Annotated in this window: 16 protein-coding genes; 10 read left to right on the top strand and 6 right to left on the bottom strand. The window is 65.7% G+C overall.

All coding sequences use genetic code 11. The features are described from left to right. Positions 1 to 3 precede the first annotated feature (3 nt). From ACVILH_RS05300 to ACVILH_RS05280, 5 genes are all read left to right on the top strand, one after another. Entirely contained in the window at positions 4 to 2,019 is a 2,016-nt protein-coding gene (locus ACVILH_RS05300; protein WP_456716875.1) for a methyl-accepting chemotaxis protein, read from the top strand. Between the two features lie 60 nt (positions 2,020 to 2,079). Beyond that, the gene (locus ACVILH_RS05295) at positions 2,080 to 2,772 is read left to right on the top strand and encodes an alpha/beta hydrolase family protein (protein ID WP_456711955.1); all 693 of its coding nucleotides are present in this window, start codon (positions 2,080 to 2,082) and stop codon (positions 2,770 to 2,772) included. Between the two features lie 121 nt (positions 2,773 to 2,893). Further along, positions 2,894 to 3,895, top strand: coding sequence for an ABC transporter substrate-binding protein (locus ACVILH_RS05290; RefSeq protein ID WP_456711954.1), 1,002 nt, complete (start codon positions 2,894 to 2,896; stop codon positions 3,893 to 3,895). Positions 3,896 to 3,936: 41 nt separating this feature from the next. Continuing rightward, complete coding sequence (locus ACVILH_RS05285) at positions 3,937 to 4,710, top strand: ABC transporter ATP-binding protein (RefSeq protein WP_456711953.1); 774 nt, start codon at positions 3,937 to 3,939, stop codon at positions 4,708 to 4,710. Next, the gene (locus ACVILH_RS05280; protein ID WP_456711952.1) at positions 4,703 to 5,530 is read left to right on the top strand and encodes an ABC transporter permease; all 828 of its coding nucleotides are present in this window, start codon (positions 4,703 to 4,705) and stop codon (positions 5,528 to 5,530) included. Before ACVILH_RS05285 ends, ACVILH_RS05280 begins: the two co-directional genes overlap by 8 nt. A gap of 5 nt (positions 5,531 to 5,535) precedes the next feature. Here ACVILH_RS05280 and gtdA read toward each other — a convergent pair whose 3' ends face one another. Beyond that, complete coding sequence (gene gtdA, locus ACVILH_RS05275) at positions 5,536 to 6,573, bottom strand: gentisate 1,2-dioxygenase (RefSeq protein WP_456711951.1); 1,038 nt, start codon at positions 6,571 to 6,573, stop codon at positions 5,536 to 5,538. Between the two features lie 101 nt (positions 6,574 to 6,674). On the opposite strand from gtdA, the gene maiA reads away from it, so the two are divergent. Together maiA and ACVILH_RS05265 are read left to right on the top strand one after the other, a co-directional pair. After that, complete coding sequence (gene maiA, locus ACVILH_RS05270; RefSeq protein ID WP_456711950.1) at positions 6,675 to 7,307, top strand: maleylacetoacetate isomerase; 633 nt, start codon at positions 6,675 to 6,677, stop codon at positions 7,305 to 7,307. Beyond that, positions 7,297 to 7,806 carry a MarR family winged helix-turn-helix transcriptional regulator gene (locus tag ACVILH_RS05265; RefSeq protein ID WP_456711949.1) on the top strand — a complete coding sequence of 170 codons (510 nt, stop codon included), beginning with the start codon at positions 7,297 to 7,299 and terminating at the stop codon, positions 7,804 to 7,806. Before maiA ends, ACVILH_RS05265 begins: the two co-directional genes overlap by 11 nt. A gap of 38 nt (positions 7,807 to 7,844) precedes the next feature. On the opposite strand, the gene ACVILH_RS05260 is transcribed toward ACVILH_RS05265, so the two are convergent. From ACVILH_RS05260 to ACVILH_RS05250, 3 genes are all read right to left on the bottom strand, one after another. Further along, a complete protein-coding gene (locus tag ACVILH_RS05260; protein ID WP_456711948.1) occupies positions 7,845 to 9,458 on the bottom strand; it encodes a benzoate-CoA ligase family protein in 1,614 nt (537 codons plus the stop codon). Beyond that, positions 9,455 to 10,594 (bottom strand): FAD-dependent monooxygenase, encoded by a 1,140-nt coding sequence (locus ACVILH_RS05255; protein WP_456711947.1) that lies wholly within the window; start codon positions 10,592 to 10,594, stop codon positions 9,455 to 9,457. The genes ACVILH_RS05260 and ACVILH_RS05255 overlap by 4 nt, the downstream gene beginning before the upstream one ends. 110 nt (positions 10,595 to 10,704) lie before the next feature. Further along, positions 10,705 to 11,658 carry an ATP-grasp domain-containing protein gene (locus ACVILH_RS05250; protein ID WP_456711946.1) on the bottom strand — a complete coding sequence of 318 codons (954 nt, stop codon included), beginning with the start codon at positions 11,656 to 11,658 and terminating at the stop codon, positions 10,705 to 10,707. Positions 11,659 to 11,946: 288 nt separating this feature from the next. Here ACVILH_RS05250 and ACVILH_RS05245 point away from each other — a divergent pair, with 288 nt between their 5' ends. The 3 genes from ACVILH_RS05245 to ACVILH_RS05235 all read left to right on the top strand — a co-directional run bounded on the left by ACVILH_RS05245 (position 11,947) and on the right by ACVILH_RS05235 (position 16,365). Further along, the gene (locus ACVILH_RS05245; RefSeq protein ID WP_456711945.1) at positions 11,947 to 12,720 is read left to right on the top strand and encodes a ferredoxin--NADP reductase; all 774 of its coding nucleotides are present in this window, start codon (positions 11,947 to 11,949) and stop codon (positions 12,718 to 12,720) included. 210 nt (positions 12,721 to 12,930) lie between these two features. Continuing rightward, entirely contained in the window at positions 12,931 to 14,496 is a 1,566-nt protein-coding gene (locus tag ACVILH_RS05240) for an acyl-CoA synthetase (protein WP_456711944.1), read from the top strand. Between the two features lie 246 nt (positions 14,497 to 14,742). Continuing rightward, positions 14,743 to 16,365, top strand: a complete 1,623-nt coding sequence (locus ACVILH_RS05235) for an FMN-binding glutamate synthase family protein (RefSeq protein ID WP_456711943.1) — start codon at positions 14,743 to 14,745, stop codon at positions 16,363 to 16,365. Positions 16,366 to 16,591: 226 nt separating this feature from the next. Here the strand turns inward: ACVILH_RS05235 and ACVILH_RS05230 are convergent, their stop codons facing one another. Then, positions 16,592 to 17,893, bottom strand: coding sequence for an ABC transporter ATP-binding protein (locus tag ACVILH_RS05230; RefSeq protein ID WP_456711942.1), 1,302 nt, complete (start codon positions 17,891 to 17,893; stop codon positions 16,592 to 16,594). A 15-nt stretch (positions 17,894 to 17,908) separates the two neighbouring features. Beyond that, the gene (locus ACVILH_RS05225; protein WP_456711941.1) at positions 17,909 to 19,642 is read right to left on the bottom strand and encodes an ABC transporter permease; all 1,734 of its coding nucleotides are present in this window, start codon (positions 19,640 to 19,642) and stop codon (positions 17,909 to 17,911) included. Positions 19,643 to 19,861 lie beyond the last annotated feature (219 nt).

Here is a 19,861-nt window from a genome sequence, read left to right as displayed (position 1 = left end):
ATGATGTCGTGGATCGGGATTCGTCCGCGGATCTTCGGCGGTTTTGCGCTGATCTTGAGCTTCCTCGTGCTGCTCGGCGGCTTCGCCATGAGCCAGGTCGGGCGCATCGGCGGCACCGTCGATGAGCTCGTCGCCAGCGCAGCGGGCGACGCGGGCATGTCGCAGGTGCGGGCCGCGCTGCTCACGGCCAATGGTGCGGTGGAGAAGTTCATCCGCACCTGGAGCGTGGGCGACAAGGATGCGGCAGGCAGGGCCATCGATGCGGTCGGCACGCTCGCTGATGAGGTCGAGAAGCAATCCGGCAAGCTGAAGGTGATCGCCGATGGCGCCGGCTCGGTCCGAACTGAGCTCGGCGCATACCGCGCCGCATTCGGGGCTGCGGCCGACGCGGTCGACCGGTTGCGAGCGGCGACTAACAAGACCGAGGCGCTCGGCGGCGTTCTGGGCGTCAATATCGGCGGCATCCAGGTCGCGCTCGCCAATCGGGCGGGTCGTGAGCCGCTGCTCCATCCGCTTCGGCTCGCAAGCGTCGTCGACGCGGTCCGCGTTTCGGTGATGCGCTACACGAACACGCTGTCGCCGAGCGACGCCGAGGATGCGAAGCTCACCTTCGTCTACGCTAAGCTGGCGGTCGCCGACACCGAAGTTGAACTGGCCACGGTGGACGACGCCAAGCTGAAGGCATTGGTGGCCGCGCTCAAGGACGCCTTGACCGCCGATAACGCGGCGTTCGAGGATGTGATGAAGATTGCCGCGGACCTTCGCGCCAAGCAGGCCGAGCTTGCCAGGGTGACGACGGCCATCGAAGCGCAGGTGACGCAGATCAACAAGCAACTCGGCGCAGCGCGTTCAGAGCAGGGCTCCAAGACCGCAGTGGCGGTTGTGGACACCAGGCAGACGATCATCGTCACTGCCGTCGGTGCGGTCGTGCTCGGCGCCATTCTGGCATGGCTGATCGGTGCCAGCGTCTCGTCGCCGATCCGTAGCATGACCGATCGCATGCAGTCGCTCGCGGCTGGAGAGCTGGAGCAGCCGATCCCCGGCGGCGAGCGCCGTGACGAGATCGGCCGGATGGCGCGTGCGGTCGAGGTGTTCCGCGACAATGCGCTCGCCGTTCGCCGGATGGAGCAGGAAGCTGCCGCGCAGCGCGAGACGGCTGAAGCTGAGCGTGCGCGCATGATGGCCGATCTCGCCGGCCGTTTCGAGCAGGGCATGCAGGGCGTGATCAGCGGCGTCGGCGGACGCGCGAGCGAGATGGGGCAGAGCGCCAAGGAGCTGGCGCGGGTGGCCGAGCGCGGCCGCGGGCTCGCGGAGGCGGTGGCAAGCCGCGCCGAGCAGGCGTCGGTCAACGTGCAGACCGTCGCGTCGGCGACCCAGGAGCTTGCCGCGTCCATCCGCGAGATCTCCGGCCAGGTGCAGCGCTCGGTCACTGTCTCGAGCCGCGCGACGCAGGAAACCGAGCGCACCTCGGAGCTGATCAACGGCCTGTCCAGCGCTGCCGAGCGCATCGGAACCATCGTGCAGCTGATCCAGGCGATCGCGAGCCAGACCAATCTGCTGGCGCTGAATGCAACCATCGAGGCGGCGCGCGCCGGCGAGGCCGGCAGAGGCTTCGCGATCGTTGCGAGCGAGGTGAAGAACCTGGCCTCGCAGACGGCGCAGGCGACCGAGCAGATCTCGAGCCAGATCGCGACCATCCAGAGCGCGACCGAGGAGACGGTGGGGGCGATCGCGCAGTTCGGCACGACGGTGCGCGAGATCGCGGAAATCTCCAACGCCATCGCAGCCGCTGTGGAGCAGCAGGGCGCTGCGACCAGCGAGATCGCCCGCAATGTCGAGCAGGCCGCCAACGGCACCGCCGCGGTGACGCAGGAGATCGGCGATGTCAAAGCGGTCGCCGGCCAGACCGACGCCGGCGCCGAGGCTGCGTTGACCGCGGCTGCCGCGCTGCAACAGCAGGCCGCATCGCTACGGAGCAATGTCGACGACTTCCTGCAGACGATCCGGACCGCGGCGTGACGCCTCTCGGCCGACGATGATGGAGTTGACTCGCGACTGGCGCGTCCCACAAAAATGGGCATGACCGACCGCCAGGCGCGCTCCCTCTCCATTTCGATCGACGGCGCGGGCACCGTGTCCGCGCTGTTGATCAAGCCCCCGCAGGCGCGCGCCTGCTTCGTGTTCGCCCATGGGGCCGGCGCCGGCATGACCCATGCCTTCATGAACGATGCGGCGGAGCATTTGGCCGAGCACGGCATCGCGACGCTGCGCTTCCAGTTTCCCTATATGGAGAAGGGCAGCAAGCGCCCCGATCCGCCCGCGCTCGCCCACGCCACGGTGCGCGCCGCTGTCACGGAGGCTGCGCGGCTATGTCCGCAATTGCGGCTGATCGCCGGCGGCAAATCGTTCGGCGCGCGTATGACCTCGCAAGCGCAAAGTCTGGATCCGCTGCCCGGTGTGGTCGGGCTGGCCTTCCTCGGCTTCCCACTCCACCCCGCCGGCAAGCCGTCCGTGGCGCGCGCTGACCATCTCGACGCGGTCGAGGTGCCCATGCTGTTCGTGCAAGGCACGCGCGACAAGCTCGCGGACATGGCGCTGCTCAAGCCGGTCGTGAAGCGGCTGGGGGCGCGCGCGACGCTGCATTGCATCGCGCAGGCCGATCACGCCTTCCACGTTCCCGCGCGCTCCGGCAGGAACGATGAGGCAGTCTTGGACGAGCTGGCGCAAGCTTTCGCGGCATGGGTCGACACCCTCGGCGCTCCCAGCATCTGAGCGGGCAGAGTGCAGCGAACGCCACAAAAAATTTGCCGCGACATCGGGCACGAAATATTGCAACAAGTCGGCACCAACCCCCGGGCTGAAAGCCCGCAGGGGCCGGATCTTGGAGAGCTTGATGTTGCGGTGCTTGAACCTGGTTCTGACGGCCATTGTCATCTTGGCGTCGATCAGCGCTGCTCGTGCCGAGGACACCAGGCTGCGGCTCGGCGTTCTCAGGCTGTCATCGTCAGCGCCCGTGTTCATCGCGCTCGACAAGGGCTATTTCCGCGAGGCCGGGCTGGATGTCGAGCTGAAGTTCTTCGATGCGGCGCAGCCGATCGCCGTGGCGACCGCAACCGGCGACGTCGATGTCGGCGTGACCGCCTTCACCGCCGGGCTGTACAACCTTGCCGGCAAGGGAGCCTTGAAGATCATCGCCGGCATGAGCCGCGATCGCCCCGGCTTTCCGCTGATCGGCTACTTCGCCAGCAACAAAGCCTATGAGGCCGGTCTCAAGACGCCGAAGGACATCGCGGGCAAGCGCGTGGCGATGACCCAGGTCGGGTCGAGCTTCCACTATTCGGTCGGTCTGCTCGCCGACAAATACGGATTCAAGCTCGCCGACGTGAAGATCGTGCCGTTGCAGTCGATGTCGAACATGGCTGCTGCGATCAAGGGTGAGACGGTGGATGCGGCGCTGATGCCGGTCTCCGTCGCGCGCAAGCTGATGGAGGAGGGCGCCGTCAAGCACCTGGGTTGGGTCGGCGACGAGACGCCCTGGCAGGTCAGCGGAGTCTTCGGGGGGCCGAAGACCCTGGCCAAAGCGGCCGTCGTCACGAAGCTGCTGGAGGCGCTGCAGCGCGCCGACCGTGAATATCACGACGTGGTGCTCGCCTCCGTGAAGGACGGCAACGCTGCGATCGACGAGAAGACGAAGCCGTTGCTTGAGATCATCGGCAAATACACCAACCTGCCGGTCGACCAAGTCGTCGGCAACTGCGCCTATATCGATCCCGAGGGCAAGCTCGACGTGAAGAACATCGACAGTCAGGTCAAATGGCTCCAGGCCCAGGGCTTTGCAGACCAGGGCTACGATGCGGCCGCGATCATCGCAAAAGAGTATGTGAAGCCGGATTGATGGGCAGGAGACACGTCCGGACTTGCGGCGGATGATTTGAGATGGACCTGATCGCCGACACCATCAGCCACCGTTTCGATGCGCTCCATGTGCTCGACGGTGTCTCTTTCACCGTCGGCGCCGGCGAGGTGGTGGCCGTCGTCGGTCCCTCGGGCTGCGGCAAGAGCACGCTGCTCTCGATCCTCGGCGGACTGCTGCAGCCGAGTGCGGGACAGGCGTTGCTGCGCGGCGCGCCGCCGCTTGGCAGTCTGAACCCGCTGACCTTCGTGTTCCAGGATTTCGCCCTGCTGCCATGGGCGAGCGTCGCGGACAACGTCGCCTTTCCGCTCCTGCATACATCGCTATCTGCGCCGCAACGGACTGCCGCCGTCGACGATGCGTTGAGACGGACGGGGCTTGCCGAGTTCAGGTCGGCCTTTCCGAAGCAATTATCCGGCGGCATGCGCCAGCGCGTCGGCATCGCGCGTGCGCTCGTCGTCCGGCCGGCGATCCTGCTGATGGACGAGCCGCTGTCGGCGCTGGACTCGCAGACCCGTGAGCTGCTGATGGAAGACTTCGTCGACCTGCTCGCCGATGGCACGATGGGCGCGGTCTATGTGACGCATAATCTCGAGGAAGCCGTCCGGCTCGCTGATCGGATTGTCGTGCTGTCCCGCCGTCCTGGCCGCATCCGGAAGGTCGTCACCATCCCGACCGCCCGGCGCGCCCGCGGTGATGCCGCGATGCGCGCGCAATTGCTGGATCTCCAGAACGAGCTGTGGTCGCTGATCCGGACCGAGGCGATTGATGCCGAGCGCGAGGTTCAGCATGCTTGATCGCACCCCAGCCGACGGGCATCGCACCGGTGATGTAGACACCAAGCCGGTGCGCTTCCGCGGCGGCGGATTCACGCCGGCGTCCAGCCGTTGGGCAGGCTTGCTTGCGCTCGCCGCCGTGCTCGGGCTGTGGCAATCGATCGGCAGCCTCGCGCTGATCAATCCGCTGTTCCTGCCGACGCCGCTCGGCATCCTGCGTGCGCTGTATCGGCTCGCCGAGAGTGGCGCTCTCTGGCAGCACGTCTCGGCCTCGGTGCTGCGCATCCTCTCGGGCTGGGCGCTGGGCACTGCGACCGGGATCGTCGTCGGCTTCGCCATCGGGCTGTGGCGGATCGCACGTAGCGTCGGCATCACCTTCGTCTCGGCGCTGTTCCCGATTCCGAAGATCGCCGTGCTGCCGCTCTTGATCCTCTGGCTCGGCATCGGCGAGCAGCCGAAGATCGCGACGATCGCGCTCGGCGTGTTCTTCTCGACCGCGATCTCGGTCTATAGCGGCGTCGACGCGGTGCCGCGCAATCTGATCCGCATGGCGCAGAGTTTTGACGTGCCGTTCCCGACGATCGTGCGCAAGGTGATCTGGCCCGGCGCGCTGCCCTCGATCCTGGCCGGCTTCCGCATCACCGCGTCCGTGGCGCTGATGCTGGTGGTCTCCGCGGAGATGATCGGCGCCGAGACCGGCATCGGCACCTTCGTGCTGCAGGCCGGCAATCTGATGCAGACCGATCAGCTGATGGCCGGCATCCTGATGCTGTCGCTGTTCGGCCTCGCGATCGGCCGGCTGATCAGCCTGCTCGAAGCGCGGCTGCTGCACTGGCGCTGAGCGCCTCACGCATTGCCGCGATCCTCGCGGAACAAATCGAGCTTCTCCTGAACCGGACGGTCGGAGAATGAGAACAGCACGGCATCCTCCTCCGCCTCGTGGCTGATCCATTGCCAGCTCGGCACCACGAACAGATCGCGCGGCCCCCATTCGAACGTCTGGTCGCCGATGCGGCTGCGCCCCCGGCCCTCGATCGCAGTAAAGACCGTGGCATCGGTGGAGCGATAGCGCGCGCTCTTGAAGCTCTTCGGCAGCAGCTGGATGAAAGTGCCGATCGTCGGCATCGCGAAGTCGCCGGTCTCCGGATTGGAGAACTTCAGCTTCAGCCCATGGCACGCATCCCATTCCTCGCTGCGCTTGGCTTTCTCCAGCGCCTCGCGCGTATAGGCATAGGGATAGTTGAAGATCGGCGACGTCCGCGATCTGCGCTTGGCGTCGACCGGCAGCAGATTGTGGCCGTAACGCGCAAAGCTGTCGCCGGCGGGGCGCGCGACCTTCTGCTGGTCCTCCTGCGATCCCTGCGCGAATGAGGCATCGAGGAACTGCACCAGAGGGATGTCGAGACCATCGAGCCAGAACATCGGCTCTGACGTTTCGTTGCCGTGATCATGCCAGGTCATCGACGGCGTGATGATGAAGTCGCCGGGCTCCATCAGTGTCCGTTCTCCGTCGACCGTCGTGAATGCACCCTTGCCCTCCAGCACGAAGCGCAGCGCCGACTGGCTGTGGCGATGGGCCGGGGCGATATCGCCGGGGATCACCATCTGGATGCCGGCGTAGAGCGAGGTGGTGACCTTGGACTGGCCGCGCAGCCCCGGGTTCTCCAGGATGAGCACGCGGCGCTCGGCTTCCTTCGCCGTGATCAGCCGCCCGGCCTCGATCATGTAGTCGCGAATCGCCGCGAACTGCCACAAATGCGGGCGGCATGCGCTCTTCGGCTCCGGCGTGATGAGATCGCTCATCACCGTCCACAGCGCCGTCATGCTCTCGCCGTCGATCTTCTTGTAGAAAGCCTCGCGTTCCGGGGTCGAAACTGCGGCCATGCGCGCCCTCCCGATCAGATGTCGTTATTGATTGACAGTATACTGTCAATCAGATTACCGTCAATGACAACCAGAGCTATCATTTCGGGAGGAGTGCCACGATGAAGCTGCACGGCTATTTCCGCAGCAGCGCATCCTATCGTGTCAGGATCGCGCTGAACCTCAAGGGTCTCACCGCCGAGCATCTTCCGCACCACCTCCGGAAAGGCGAGCAGCGAGCGCCCGCCTATCTCGCCCTCAATCCCCAAGGCTTCGTTCCCACCTTGGAGGACGACAGCGGGGCAACGCTGATCCAGTCGCTCGCCATCATCGAATGGCTCGACGAGACCCACCCCGCGCCGCCGTTGCTGCCCAAGGATCCGCTGCGCCGCGCCCACGTCCGCGCCTTCGCGCAGGTGCTCGCCTGCGACACGCATCCGGTGCAGAACCTGAAGGTGCTGGCGCGGCTGCGCGAGCTTGGCCTGCCCGAGGACAAGGTTACGGCATGGGCCGGCTGGGCCAATCGCGAGGGCCTGGCGGCCTGTGAGGCTCTGGTCAAGCATGAGCCCGGCCCGTTCTGCTTCGGTGACGCGCCGACCCTGGCTGATCTCTGCCTGGTGCCGCAGCTCGGCAATGCGCGTCGCTTCGGCGTCGATGTCGCGGCGTTCCCGCGTTTGCTGCAGGCCGAGGCCGCCGCGAAGGCCATGTCGGCCTTTGCGGATGCCGCGCCGGAGCGCCAGCCCGATGCCGAGTAAGCCGCCTGATATCACGATGGACGCGGTCTACACCAAGCCGGGCTATCTGTTCCGGCGCATGCAGCAGATCGCAGTGTCCATCTTCGTAGAAGAATGCCGCGAGTTCGATCTCACGCCCGTGCAATATGCCGCGCTGGTTGCGATCCAGAATCACCCGGGCATCGATGCTACCAGGCTGTCCGCAGTGATCGCCTTCGACCGCTCCACGCTCGGCAGCGTCATTGAGCGGCTCGAGGCAAAGGGTCATGTCGAGCGCAAGCCGTCGGCAGAGGACAAGCGCGTCAAGCTGCTCTATCTGACCAAGGCCGGCGCGGCGCTGCTGCGGAACATCATGCCGGCCGTCGACCGGGCGCAGGCGCGCATGCTGGCGCCGCTGAAGGCGGCCGACCGCAAGGCGCTGATGGCGCTCCTGTCGCAACTGGTCGATCTCAACAACGAGGTGTCGCGGGTGCCGCTGCGTGCCGAGGACGCGCTGGAGCATCTCGGCAAAGCCGGCTGAACTCTGGTGCTCGTGCATCCTCCGCGGACGGTGTTCGTTCATAGCCGCATCACCGCCTGACGGTCGATCTTGCCAGTGCCGGTCTTCGGCAACTCGTCGATGAAGACGATCTCACGCGGATATTTGTACGGCAGCAGCTTGGCCTTGACGTAGTCCTGCAGCGTCCTGGTCATGGCCGGCTCATCGCGGGCCTCGCCGTTGGTCACCACGACCGCCTTCAAGCTCATCCGCCTGTCGGGCAGCTCATGCGCGAATACGGCGCATTCCCTGACGTCCGGATGCTCGGCCAGACACAGCTCGACCTCGAGCGGATAGACCCATTGGCCGGAGATCTTGACGAGGTCATCGGCGCGGCCGCGGAAGAAGTGGAAGCCGTCGGCATCGCGCACGAAGCGGTCGCCGGTGTAGATCCAGCCGCCGTCGCGGATCGTCTCCGCGGTCTTGTCCGGCCGGTTCCAATACAGCGGCGTGTTGGAATCGCCGCGGACCCACAAAATGCCTTCCTCGCCGGTCGCCACGTCGTGGCCGTCCTTGTCGCGCAGCGCGATCTCGTAGCCAGGCACGCGCAGGCCCGCGGCGCCGAGCTTCTTGCGATCCTCGCGGTTGGAGAGATAGACGTGCAGCACCTCGGTCGAGCCGAGCCCTTCGACGATCTCCAATCCCGTGAGGCTCTTCCAGCCGTTGAAGACCTCGGCGGAGAGCACTTCGGCCGCAGAGACCGACAGGCGCAGAGACGAGAAGTCGGCTTCCTCCGTGCCCTCGGCCTTGGTCAGCGCGGTGTAGAGCGTCGGCAGGCCGAAGAACACGGACGGACGGAAGCGGCTGATCGCGTCGAAGATCGCCGCGGGCTTCGGCTGGCCGGGCAGCAGCAGAGTCGTTGCGCCGACCGAGAATGGAAACGTGATGGCGTTGCCGAAGCCGTAGGCGAAGAAGATCTTCGGCACCGAGAAGCAGATGTCGTCCGGCCTCAGCCGCAGCACGTTCCTCGCAAACGCCTGCTCGCTATAGGCCATGTCGTGCTGCAGATGGACGATGCCCTTCGGGCGGCCGGTCGAGCCTGACGAGTACATCCAGAACGCCATCTCGTTGCGGTGGGTGTCGGCTTCCGCGAGCTCCGTGGCGAAATTGACCAGCCACCGGTCGACGGCAATGGTCGACGGCGCCGCCGTGGTCGGCGCCTCGCCGTTGACGACAATGAGGGTCTGCAGCGCTGTAGCCGTGCAAGCCTGGGTGTCGAAGCGTCCGGCAAACTCCGCATCTGCGACGGCGACCTTGGCGCCGGAATCCGCGAGATAGAATTGCAGCAGGTCGGGCGGCGTCAGCGTGTTGATCAGCAGCGGCACGTAGCCCGCGCGCACCGCGCCGAAGAAGGCGGCCGGGTAGGCCGGCGTGTCGTCCAGGAACAGCAGCACCCGGTCGCCGCGGGCAAGCCCAAGCGACGCAAAGCCGTTGCCCCACCGGCAGGCTTCGGCGCACAGCTCGGCGTAGCTGCGCTGGCCGGCCGGGCCGATCAGCGCAGGCTTACTCGCGTTGCCCCTGGTGAGATTGTCGAACAGCACGCGGCTGGCGTTGTAGCGCGCAGGGATCGCGAAGCCGATCTCGCGGGCACCGGCGCTGTCCGAAGGAACCTGATCGGCGATCTCCCGTGTCATGCCCGGCCTCCCTCCATGCGCGATGACTCGTAGCGCGCCATGAACTGCGGCGCCATCGCGCGCAGCCTGGCGTCGTCGATGCGACCGGAGCGCGTGATGTAACTGTAGGCAAAGTCCATCAAACCGAGCTTCATATGCGATGGGAATTTTTCATACCAATCGGCGCTGGTGCGGGCGGCGGTCACCAGCTTCTTCACGATCGGCTGCCGCTCCGCCTGGTAGCGCGCGAGGCCGCCGGAGAGATCGGTTTCGGCATCAATCGCTCTAGCGAGCGCGATGGCATCCTCGATCGCGAGCCGCGTCCCCGAGCCGATCGAGAAATGCGCAGTGTGGAGCGCATCGCCGATCAGCACCATATTCCGGTGCCACCATTGCTCGTTCCAAACCCACGGGAAATTGCGCCAGACCGAGCGGTTGGAGACGAGCGAATGGCCGTCGAGCGTATCGGCAAAGACCTGCTCGCAGACGCGCCGGGACTCATCGACCGACATTTCGGCGAAGCCGTAGGCCTGCCAGGTGGCGCGATCGCACTCGACCAGAAACGTGCTCATGTCGGGCGCGTAGCGATAATGATGCGCATTGAAGGTGCCGCGATCCGTCCTGACGAAGGTCTGCGACAGCGTCGGGAAGGTCTTGCTGGTGCCGTACCAGGCGAACTTGTTGCTCGAGTAGGACACCGAGAAGCCGAAATCGCCCTCGAAGCTCCGCCGAACCAGCGAGTTGAGCCCGTCAGCGGCAACGATCAGGTCGTAGCCGGAGAGTTGATCGAGCGACTGGATCATCGTGCCGTAGCGGGCGACGACGCCGGCGCTTTCGGCGCGCGCCTGCAGCAGCTTCAGCAATTCGAGCCGGCCGATTGCGGAGAAGCCGACGCCGTCGATCTCGACGCTTTCGCCATGAAGATTGAGCGTGATGTTGCGCCAGCTCTGCATGCGCGGTGCGATCGCATCCACCGTGTCGGGGTCATCGGCGCGGAGGAATTCCAGCGCCTGGTCGGAGAACACGACGCCGAAGCCCCAGGTCGCGCCGGCCGGGTTCTGCTCGAACAGATCGACGACGGCGGCAGGGTGCTGCTTCTTCCAGAGATAGGCGAAATACAGCCCGCCAGGGCCGCCGCCGAGCACGGCGATGCGCAAGGACGTTCTCCCAATTGACAGTATACTGTTTATTTTGGACCGGAGACTAATCCCTCATTCTCATGGAGGCTAGAGAAATCTTGTTGCGAGGCTTGGGGCGCGTCTGCCGCTCATCCCTGGGGATCGCGACCGAAGACCGCGTCGAGCGCGGCGAAAATGGCCGCCTCCACCAGCTCGGGCGCCTGCTCGCCAAGCGCCTCCATCTTCACACCAGAATTGATCTCGAGCACCCGCCAATGCCCGTCGGCCATCACGACATCGACGGACGCATAGCGGATGCTGATCGCGCGTGCGGCCGCCCGCGCCAGCGCCGTGCAGGTCTCGCGCAATTCGCCGTCGGTCAGCAGCACCGGCCGGGCGCCGCATTCGAGATTGTGCCGCCAGCTCAGCAGGCGGTGCTCGCCGTGCGGGATGATCGCGTGCTGCGCCGATGCGTCGAATTCCGCAGCGAGACGCCGCAATACTTGTGACTGCTGCTGGACTGGCACCGCCTTCAGCGCGAGCTCTCGCAGGGAATGAACCCCGTCGCCGGTCACGACCGGCCGCTGCTTGCGATAGACGATCAGCGGAACGCCATCGAGCAGGATGACCCGGACCTCGTCGGCGATCTCCAATAGCGGCGCAATCGCTGCGCTGGCGCCGGTCTCGAAAATGAGCGTGAGCGCGTCCTTCAGCTCGGTCGAGGTATAGACGCGCGTGACGCCGCGCCCCGACGTTCCCTCGTTCGGCTTCACCACAAGACCGTTTGGATGGGCCTCGAGCAACTCCAGAACGGATGCCCAATCGGGCTCGATGACCCCCGTCACCGTCGGCGCAAGGAAGAGCGCGTGCGGAACCGCCGGAACCCCGGAGGCCCCGAGCAGTGCCGCTGTCGCCGCCTTGTCGCAGGCAATTCTGTGCGCCACCGCACTGTTCAGGCCGAGATCATAGCCGAAGATCAGGTGACGTCTGGTGGCATTGCCAAGCACCAGCAACCAGCCGTCCTCCCGGACGTCGAGCAAAATCCCGCGTTCGGCGCAATAGCGGGTGACGGCAGCGAGCTGGCGGTGGGGATGGTTAATCATTGCTCAAGGATTAGGCCGGATATGCGGAATTAAAGTGCTGGAAAGTCACAATCTCGGCAAGTAAATTGCCCAGATCGTTTGTGTACGAATGAACGACCGGCGGCAGCGATCCAGTATGGGCCGGCATGCGTTTGATCGTGATCAATGGTGCAGCCATGCGGGTTGATTATTCGCTGTTTTCACGTACATCAGGCGCCGAAAATCGCTGGGATCTATAGGGTTTTTTGCGGTCCTGCCTCGTCACGACTTGTTTCTTCCAACTTCAGCCCACGTGAAAAAACAAACGACATGAGCGCGTTCTATAAAGAGAAAGTTCTTTCCGTTCACCACTGGACGGACACTCTGTTCTCCTTCCGGGCGACCCGTGATGCGGGCTTCCGCTTCCAGAATGGCCAGTTTGCGATGATCGGCCTCGAGGTCGAGGGCCGCCCGTTGCTGCGCGCCTACAGCATGGCGAGCGCGAATCACGAGGAGGAACTCGAGTTCTTCAGCATCAAGGTGCAGGACGGTCCGTTGACCTCGCGCCTCCAGAAGATCAAGGAAGGCGACACCATCCTGGTCGGCCGCAAGGCGACGGGCACGCTGATCCCTGACAATCTGCTGCCGGGCAGCCGGCTGCTGCTGCTGTCGACCGGCACCGGCCTCGCTCCGTTCGCCAGCCTGATCAAGGATCCGGACGTCTACGATCGCTTCGAGAGCATCGTGCTCGTCCATGGCTGCCGCCAGGTCGCCGAGCTCGCCTATGGCGAGAGCGTCGTCGCCAAGCTGCGCGAGGACGAGCTGTTCGGAGAGCTGCTCGAAGGCAAGCTGCACTACTATCCGACCGTCACCCGCGAGCCGTTCCGCAACCGCGGCCGCATCACCGACCTGATCTCGTCGCAGCAGCTGTTCAACGACCTCGGCCAGCATGATCTGGATATCGCCAAGGACCGCGTGATGATGTGCGGCAGCCCGGCGATGCTGGAAGAGCTCAAGACCATGTTCGAGTCGCGCGGCTTCCTCGAGGGCAGCGGCAACGAGCCCGGTCATTTCGTGATCGAGAAGGCGTTCGTTGAGCGCTGAGCCGCCGACCTCGCAGTCTTGGAATTCGACAAAGAGCGCCTCGACGCAATCGGGGCGCTCTTTTCGTTGGCAATATCCTCCTTGCAGGCGCCGAAGCGGCTGTGCGATTTTCGCAAGCCAAGCCGGACCTTCAGACGTCCGGCGCGCACCAGGGAGGGGACGCGGATTGCCAGCCAGGCAGCCATCCCCGTGACAGCAAGGGGAAAGGCCATGGATTCCATCGTTCGCAGGCAGACGCTCGGTGACCTCCTGCGGCGGAGCGCGGCGCGCACGCCCGCAAAGACGGCCGTGATCTGCGGCGACACCAGCTGGACCTACGCCGAGTTCAACGCCATCACCGATCGCCTCGCGGCAGGTCTGGCCGCCCGCGGCGTCGGCAAGGGCGAGCGTGTCGCCATCCTCGCTCGCAATTCGCACGCCTTCGCCGCGCTGCGCTTCGCGTTGGCGCGGCTCGGTGCGGTGCTGGTGCCGATCAACTTCATGCTCAAGCCGGAGGAGGTCGCCTACATCCTCAAGCATGCCGGCGCGCGGCTGCTCGCGACCGACAGCGGCTTTGCGGGTGTGGCGCGCGCCGCGAAGGACTTGGCGCCGGCTGTCGAGCAACTGATTTGGCTTCCCTCGGAAGGCCCGAGCGATCGGCAGGGCGACATGATCGATTTCGCCGAGCTCGCCGCTTCCACCGCAACGGTGCCTGCCGTCGAGATCGCCGGCAGCGATGTCGCGCAGATCGTCTACACCTCGGGGACGGAGTCGCTGCCGAAGGGCGCGATGCTGACCCATGACGCGGTCATCTGGCAGTATGTGAGCTGCGTGGTCGACGCCGGCATCGCCGCGGACGACGTCACCCTGCATGCGCTGCCGCTGTATCACTGCGCGCAGCTCGACGTGTTCTTCGGCCCCTCGATCTATGTCGGCGCCACCAACATCATCACGGCGTTTCCGACGCCCGACAATCTGCTGCCGCTGATCGCCAAGCACCGCATCAGCTCGTTCTTCGCGCCGCCGACGGTGTGGATCTCGATCCTGCGCTCGCCGCTGTTCGAGACCACTGACGTGTCGACCTTGCGCAAGGGCTATTACGGCGCCTCGATCATGCCGGTCGAGGTGCTGCGCGAGCTGGCGCAGCGGCTGCCCAAGGTGCGGCTGTGGAATCTCTACGGCCAGACCGAGATCGCGCCGCTCGCGACGATGCTCGGACCGGAGGATCAGCTGCGCAAGCCCGGCTCTTGCGGCCGCGCCGTGCTCAACGTCGAGACCCGCGTTGTCGATGACGACATGAAGGATGTCGCGCCGGGCGAGGTCGGCGAGGTCGTGCACCGCTCGCCGCATCTGATGCTCGGCTACTTCCACGATGACGAGCGCACGGCCGCCGCCTTCCAGGGCGGCTGGTTTCACTCCGGCGATCTCGCGACCATCGACGAGGAAGGCTACATCACCATCGTCGACCGCAAGAAGGACATGATCAAGACCGGCGGCGAGAATGTCGCCAGCCGCGAGGTCGAGGAGGCGCTGTACCAGATCCCGGAAGTGTCGGAGGTCGCCGTGGTCGGCCTGCCGCATCCGCGCTGGGTCGAGGCCGTCGTGGCGATGGTCGTGGTGAAGTCCGGATGCGAGCTGACCGAGGAGGCGCTGCTCAAGCAGGCCTCGAGCCGGCTGGCCTCGTTCAAGACGCCGAAGCGCGTGGTGTTCGTCGATGCGCTGCCGAAGAACCCGAGCGGCAAGCTCTTGAAGCGGCAGCTCCGCGAGGCGCATTCCGGCCTGTTCGCCGACGGCTGAGACAGCGTGCGGCGGTCGGGTCAATCGACCGCCTGGGCAGGCCCGAAGATTCGGTCGATCCGTTAGGCTCGGGCGCCGCCGCCGCGCGCCTGGCGCAGGCCTATCCTGGCACCCCCTTCGGTCGCGGCTGGCACTCGACGATGTGATACCGCCGATGGCCATTCGCACGCGCGTGTGTAACGATTGTTTCGTGATGCGCGTAGTATCGTCCGTACCGACCGTCCACGATCCGCTCCGGGGCTTTCCATGGATACGCTGCTGCTTCCGTTCTCGCCGCGCTACATCGTGCTGACGATCTGCGCCACGGCGACCGCTCTGCTGCTCATCCTCGGCATCTATGATCGCAAGATCTTCGATCTCGTGCTCATTCCGTTGCTGATTTTCGGGGCGCTGACCGCGCTCGGCGTCAGGGACCTGCTGCAGAGCAGCCACGCCGTGCTGCGCAACTACCCGATCTCGGCGCATCTGCGCTTCATCCTCGAGGAGATCCGGCCGGAGATGCGGCAGTATTTCTTCGAGAGCGAGAAGGACGGCATGCCGTTCTCGCGCGATACTCGCGCGGTGGTCTATCAGCGCGCGAAAATGGTGCTCGACAAGCGCCCGTTCGGCACCCAGGAGGACGTCTACCGCGAGGGCTATGAGTGGATGCACCATTCGGTGTCGCCCAAGCCGCATGCGGAGGAGAAATTCCGGATTCAGATCGGCGGCCCCGATTGCGCGAAGCCGTACTCGGCCTCGGTGTTCAACATCTCCGCGATGAGCTTCGGCGCGCTGAGCCCGAACGCGGTGCGTGCGCTGAACGGCGGCGCCAAGCGCGGCGGCTTCGCCCATGACACGGGCGAGGGTGGCTTCAGCCCGTATCACGCCGAGATGGGCGGCGACATCATCTGGGAGATCGGCTCGGGCTACTTTGGGTGCCGTCACCGTGACGGCAGCTTCGATCCCGAAGCCTTCGCGCGTGTCGCGGCCACTGACCAAATCAAGATGGTCGAGCTCAAGGTCAGCCAGGGCGCCAAGCCGGGCCATGGCGGCGTGCTGCCCGCCGCGAAAGTCTCCGAGGAGATATCCAAGATCCGCGGTGTGGCGATGGGCGAGGACTGTATCTCGCCGCCGGCGCATCGCGCGTTCTCGACGCCCATCGGCATGATGCAGTTCATCGGCGAGATGCGGCGGCTGTCGGGCGGCAAGCCCGCCGGGTTCAAGCTGTGCATCGGCCATCCCTGGGAGTTCCTGGCGATCTGCAAGGCGATGCTGGAGACCGGAATCTATCCCGACTTCATCGTGGTCGACGGCAATGAGGGCGGCACCGGCGCGGCGCCGCTGGAGTTCATGGACCATCTGGGCATGCCGATGCGCGAGGGCGTCAACTTCGTGCACAATGCGCTGGTCGGCATGAACATCCGCGACCGCGTCAAGATCGGCGCCTCCGGTAAGATCGCCACCGCTTTCGATATGGCCCGCGCGATGTCGATCGGCGCCGATTGGTGCAACTCGGCGCGCGGCTTCATGTTCGCGCTCGGCTGCATCCAGTCGCTGAGCTGTCATACCGACAAGTGCCCGACCGGCGTCGCGACGCAGGACCCAACGCGTGCCCGCGCGCTGGTCGTCCCGGACAAGATCCAGCGTGTCTACAACTATCATCACGCGACCCTGCATGCACTGGCCGAGCTGCTGGCGGCGGCCGGCCTCGAGCATCCGCAGGATCTGCGGCCGATCCACTTCTCACAGCGGACGTCGACCACGGAGGTGTCCTCCTTCGCAAAACTCTATCCGTCGCTGCGGCCGGGTGAGTTGCTCGAGGGCACGCAGGATGTCCGCTTCCGCGATGCCTGGGCGATGGCGCGGCCGGATACGTTTGCGGCGGCGTGAGATCGGCACACCGTTATTCGTTGCGCGCGCCGCGTCCTCCCCCTCGGTGTCATCCCCGCGAAAGCGGGGATCCAGAAGCACCGGCCGTTGTTTGTTGTGCGAAAGGTTCAACACGCCGCCTGCCACAAGACAGATCACGCGGTATGGGTCCCGGGTCGGCGTCCGCCAACGCTTCGCGTTGCCGGACTTGCCCGGGACGACAGTGGAGGGTGGGGCGGTCGCGGAGCTAATGCGGGTTCTCCAGGCTGAACGTTTCCGACTGCTCGTCGTAGGAGAAGAGTTCAGCATAGCGGCCCCAGGAGACGATGGTCTGCAGGGTCTCGTCAGCATATTGCTCGGACATGTAGTCCTCGAGCTCGATGCGGAAGCGCGCGGCTGGTGCGGCGTGTGACGGACGGTCGTCGAGCACGCGGCGGATCAGGCCCATCAGCGGCACGTTCTCCATCAGATGCGCCGCGAACAGCTTCTTGCGCTCGTCGGTTTCGAGATCAGCGAAGCGGCGGCCGGCCTCGGTCAAGGTCAGATCGCCTTCGCTGAGATGCGCGAAGCGCAGCAGTTGCAGCGCCTCCGCCAGCGGAAAGATCTCGTCGACTTCGAGCTGCAGGTGACCGGCCAGCACGGGCAGGTCGGCGTGGCCCTTGTACGGCTCGCCGGCGAGCGCCTCGATCAGGCCGGAGATCGAGTTCGAGGAGACGTGGCTCAGCACCATGCCGACGCCGGCGCTGGCGGTGCTCGGCAGCTTCGGCTCGGGCCGCTGCGTCATCCGGGCATAGAGGCTGTCGACGAGCTGGCGGAACGCGGGATCGAGCCGGTTGCGCGGATGGGCTAAGTCGATCTTGAACTCGGCGGCGACGCGGCCGGGATTGGAGGAGAACACCAGCACGCGGTCGCACATCAGCACCGCCTCCTCGATGTTGTGCGTCACCATCAGCACCGATTTGATCGGCAGCCGGCCGTCGATCCAGAGATCGACGAGGTCGGTGCGCAGCGTTTCCGCGGTGAGCACGTCGAGCGCGGAGAACGGCTCGTCCATCAGCAGCAGGTCGGGATGCACCACGAGGGCGCGGGCGAAGCCGACGCGCTGGCGCATGCCGCCGGACAGCTCCTTGGGAAAGGCGGATTCGAAGCCGTCGAGGCCGATCAGGTCGATCGCGGCCAGCGCGCGCTTGCGCCGCTCGGCGCTGTCGATGCCGAGCGCCTCCAGGCCGAGCTCGACGTTCTGCAGCACGGTGAGCCAGGGAAACAGCGCGAAGGATTGGAACACCATGGCGACGCCGCGCGGCGGCCCGGCGATGATCTCGCCGCGGCACTTGGCTTCGCCCGATGATGGCGACACCAGGCCCGCGATGATCCGCAGCAAGGTCGACTTGCCCGAGCCGGAGCGGCCGAGCAGGCCGACGATCTCGCCGGCGCGGATGGTGAGATCGACCTTCTCCAGCACGACGAGATCCTCGCCGCTGCCCTTGGGAAACATCCGGCTCACGCTCTTGATCTCGATCAGCGAGGTGTCCTTGACCTGGTCGCGCATGATGATCTCTCCCGGTCAGCCGAGCCGCAGCCGGCGTTCGCCGAAGGCATAGAGCGGCCGCCACAGCAGCCGGTTGAACAGAGTGACGAGAATGCACATCACGGCAATGCCGAGCACCACGCGCGGGAAGTCGCCGCGCTCGGTGGCTTCTGCGATATAGGCGCCGAGGCCGGAGGCGGTCAGGTGCGTGTCGCCCCAGCTCGCGACCTCGGCCACGATCGCCGCATTCCACGATCCGCCCGACGCGGTGATGGCGCCGGTGATGTAATAGGGGAAGACGCCGGGCAGCACCACCTTGAACCACCAGCGCCAGCCGGTGAGGTGCAGGCTCGCGGCGGCCTCGCGCAGATCGGTCGGGAAGGCGCTGGCGCCGGCGATGACGTTGAACAGGATGTACCACTGCGTGCCCAGGATCATCAGCGGGCTGAGCCAGACATTGGCGTCGAGGCCGTAGCGCACGATCAGCACGACGAACACGGGGAAGGCGAGGTTGGCCGGGAAGGCGGCGAGGAATTGCGCCAGGGGCTGGATGCGCTCGGCGAGCTTGGGCCGCAGCCCGATCCAGACGCCGACGGGGACCCAGATCAGCGAGGCCAGCGCGATCAGCACGGCGACGCGGATCAGCGTGATCATGCCGTAGCCGATCGCGCTGAGGAGGTCCGACGGTGCCAGGGTTGCAGATAGATACAGATAGGTCTTCCAGCCGGCATAGGCGCAGCCGAGAATGACCACGGCGAGCCAGAGGCCGTCGACGAGCTGCGACGGTGGCGCATGGCGCACCGGGCCGCTCCAGGCCTTCGGCCAGTTGATCCGCAGGTTGGAGAACGAGCGGTTGATCGCCGCGAACGGGATCGACAGCGAGCGCAGCGCGCGGGTGCGCCGGAACAGATCGAGCATCCAGGATGAGGGGGGATCGCCTGACGCGGTCTGCTCGAAGCGGAATTTGTCGGCCCAGGCCACGATCGGCCGGAACAGCAACTGGTCATAGGCGGTGATCACCAAGAGCATCGTCAGCAGCGCGGCGCCGATCGCGGCGAGATCCTTCTGCTGGATGGCGAGCGCGACATAGGAGCCGATGCCGGGCAAAGTGACCGTGGTGTTGCCGACGGTGATGGCCTCCGACGCCACGACGAAGAACCAGCCGCCGGACATCGACATCATCGCATTCCAGATCAGGCCGGGCATTGCATAGGGAACGTCGAGCCGCCAGAAGCGCTGCCAGCCCGAGAGGTGGAAGCTGCGCGTCGCCTCCTCGAGATCCTTCGGCACGTTGCGCATCGACTGGTACATGCTGAAGGTCATGTTCCAGGCCTGGCTGGTGAAGATCGCGAACACGCAGGCAAGCTCGGCGCCTAGCACCTTGCCCGGGAACAGGTTCATGAAGAACACGACGGTGAAGGTCAGGAAGCCGAGGATCGGCACCGATTGCAGGATGTCGAGCAGCGGGATCAGCACGATCTCGGCGCGCCGGCTCTTGGCCGCCAGCGCCGCGTAGACGAAGGTGAAGACCAACGAGCAGGTGATCGCGAGCAGCATGCGGAGCGTCGTGCGCAGCGCGTAGAGCGGCAGGTTGGACGGGTCGAGCGAGACGGGGGCGGTGTCGAGCGCCGAGAGCGGCAGCGTGGTCTGCTCGCCGCCATAGACGATCAGCACCATCGCGCCGACCACGATGATCAGCGCGACGACGTCCCAGATGTTGGGGCGCACGGCCTCGCGGAGCACGGTGGTCCTGATGTCCTGGAGCAGCATCGGCGTGTCTCGTCTCGTCGGCCGCAGCCCTCGGGGCTGCGGACGGGTCCTCGTCATGGCCTTGAGGGCTGGTCGCGCCGGCAGGCTCGCCGGCCGAATCGGCACCCTAAGTGCCCTCTGTGATGGTTTGATTTCAAGCGCTGACGACCGGGAATTCCGGTCTCGACCGGCCTATCAAAGGATATGCAGGCCGCGTCTTCACGTTCCCGCGACATGTGA

The sequence above is a fragment of the Bradyrhizobium sp. USDA 4353 genome, assembly GCF_054063215.1.
Note: the sequence above shows the minus strand (reverse complement) of the source record. Positions and strands in the feature narration are given on the sequence as shown.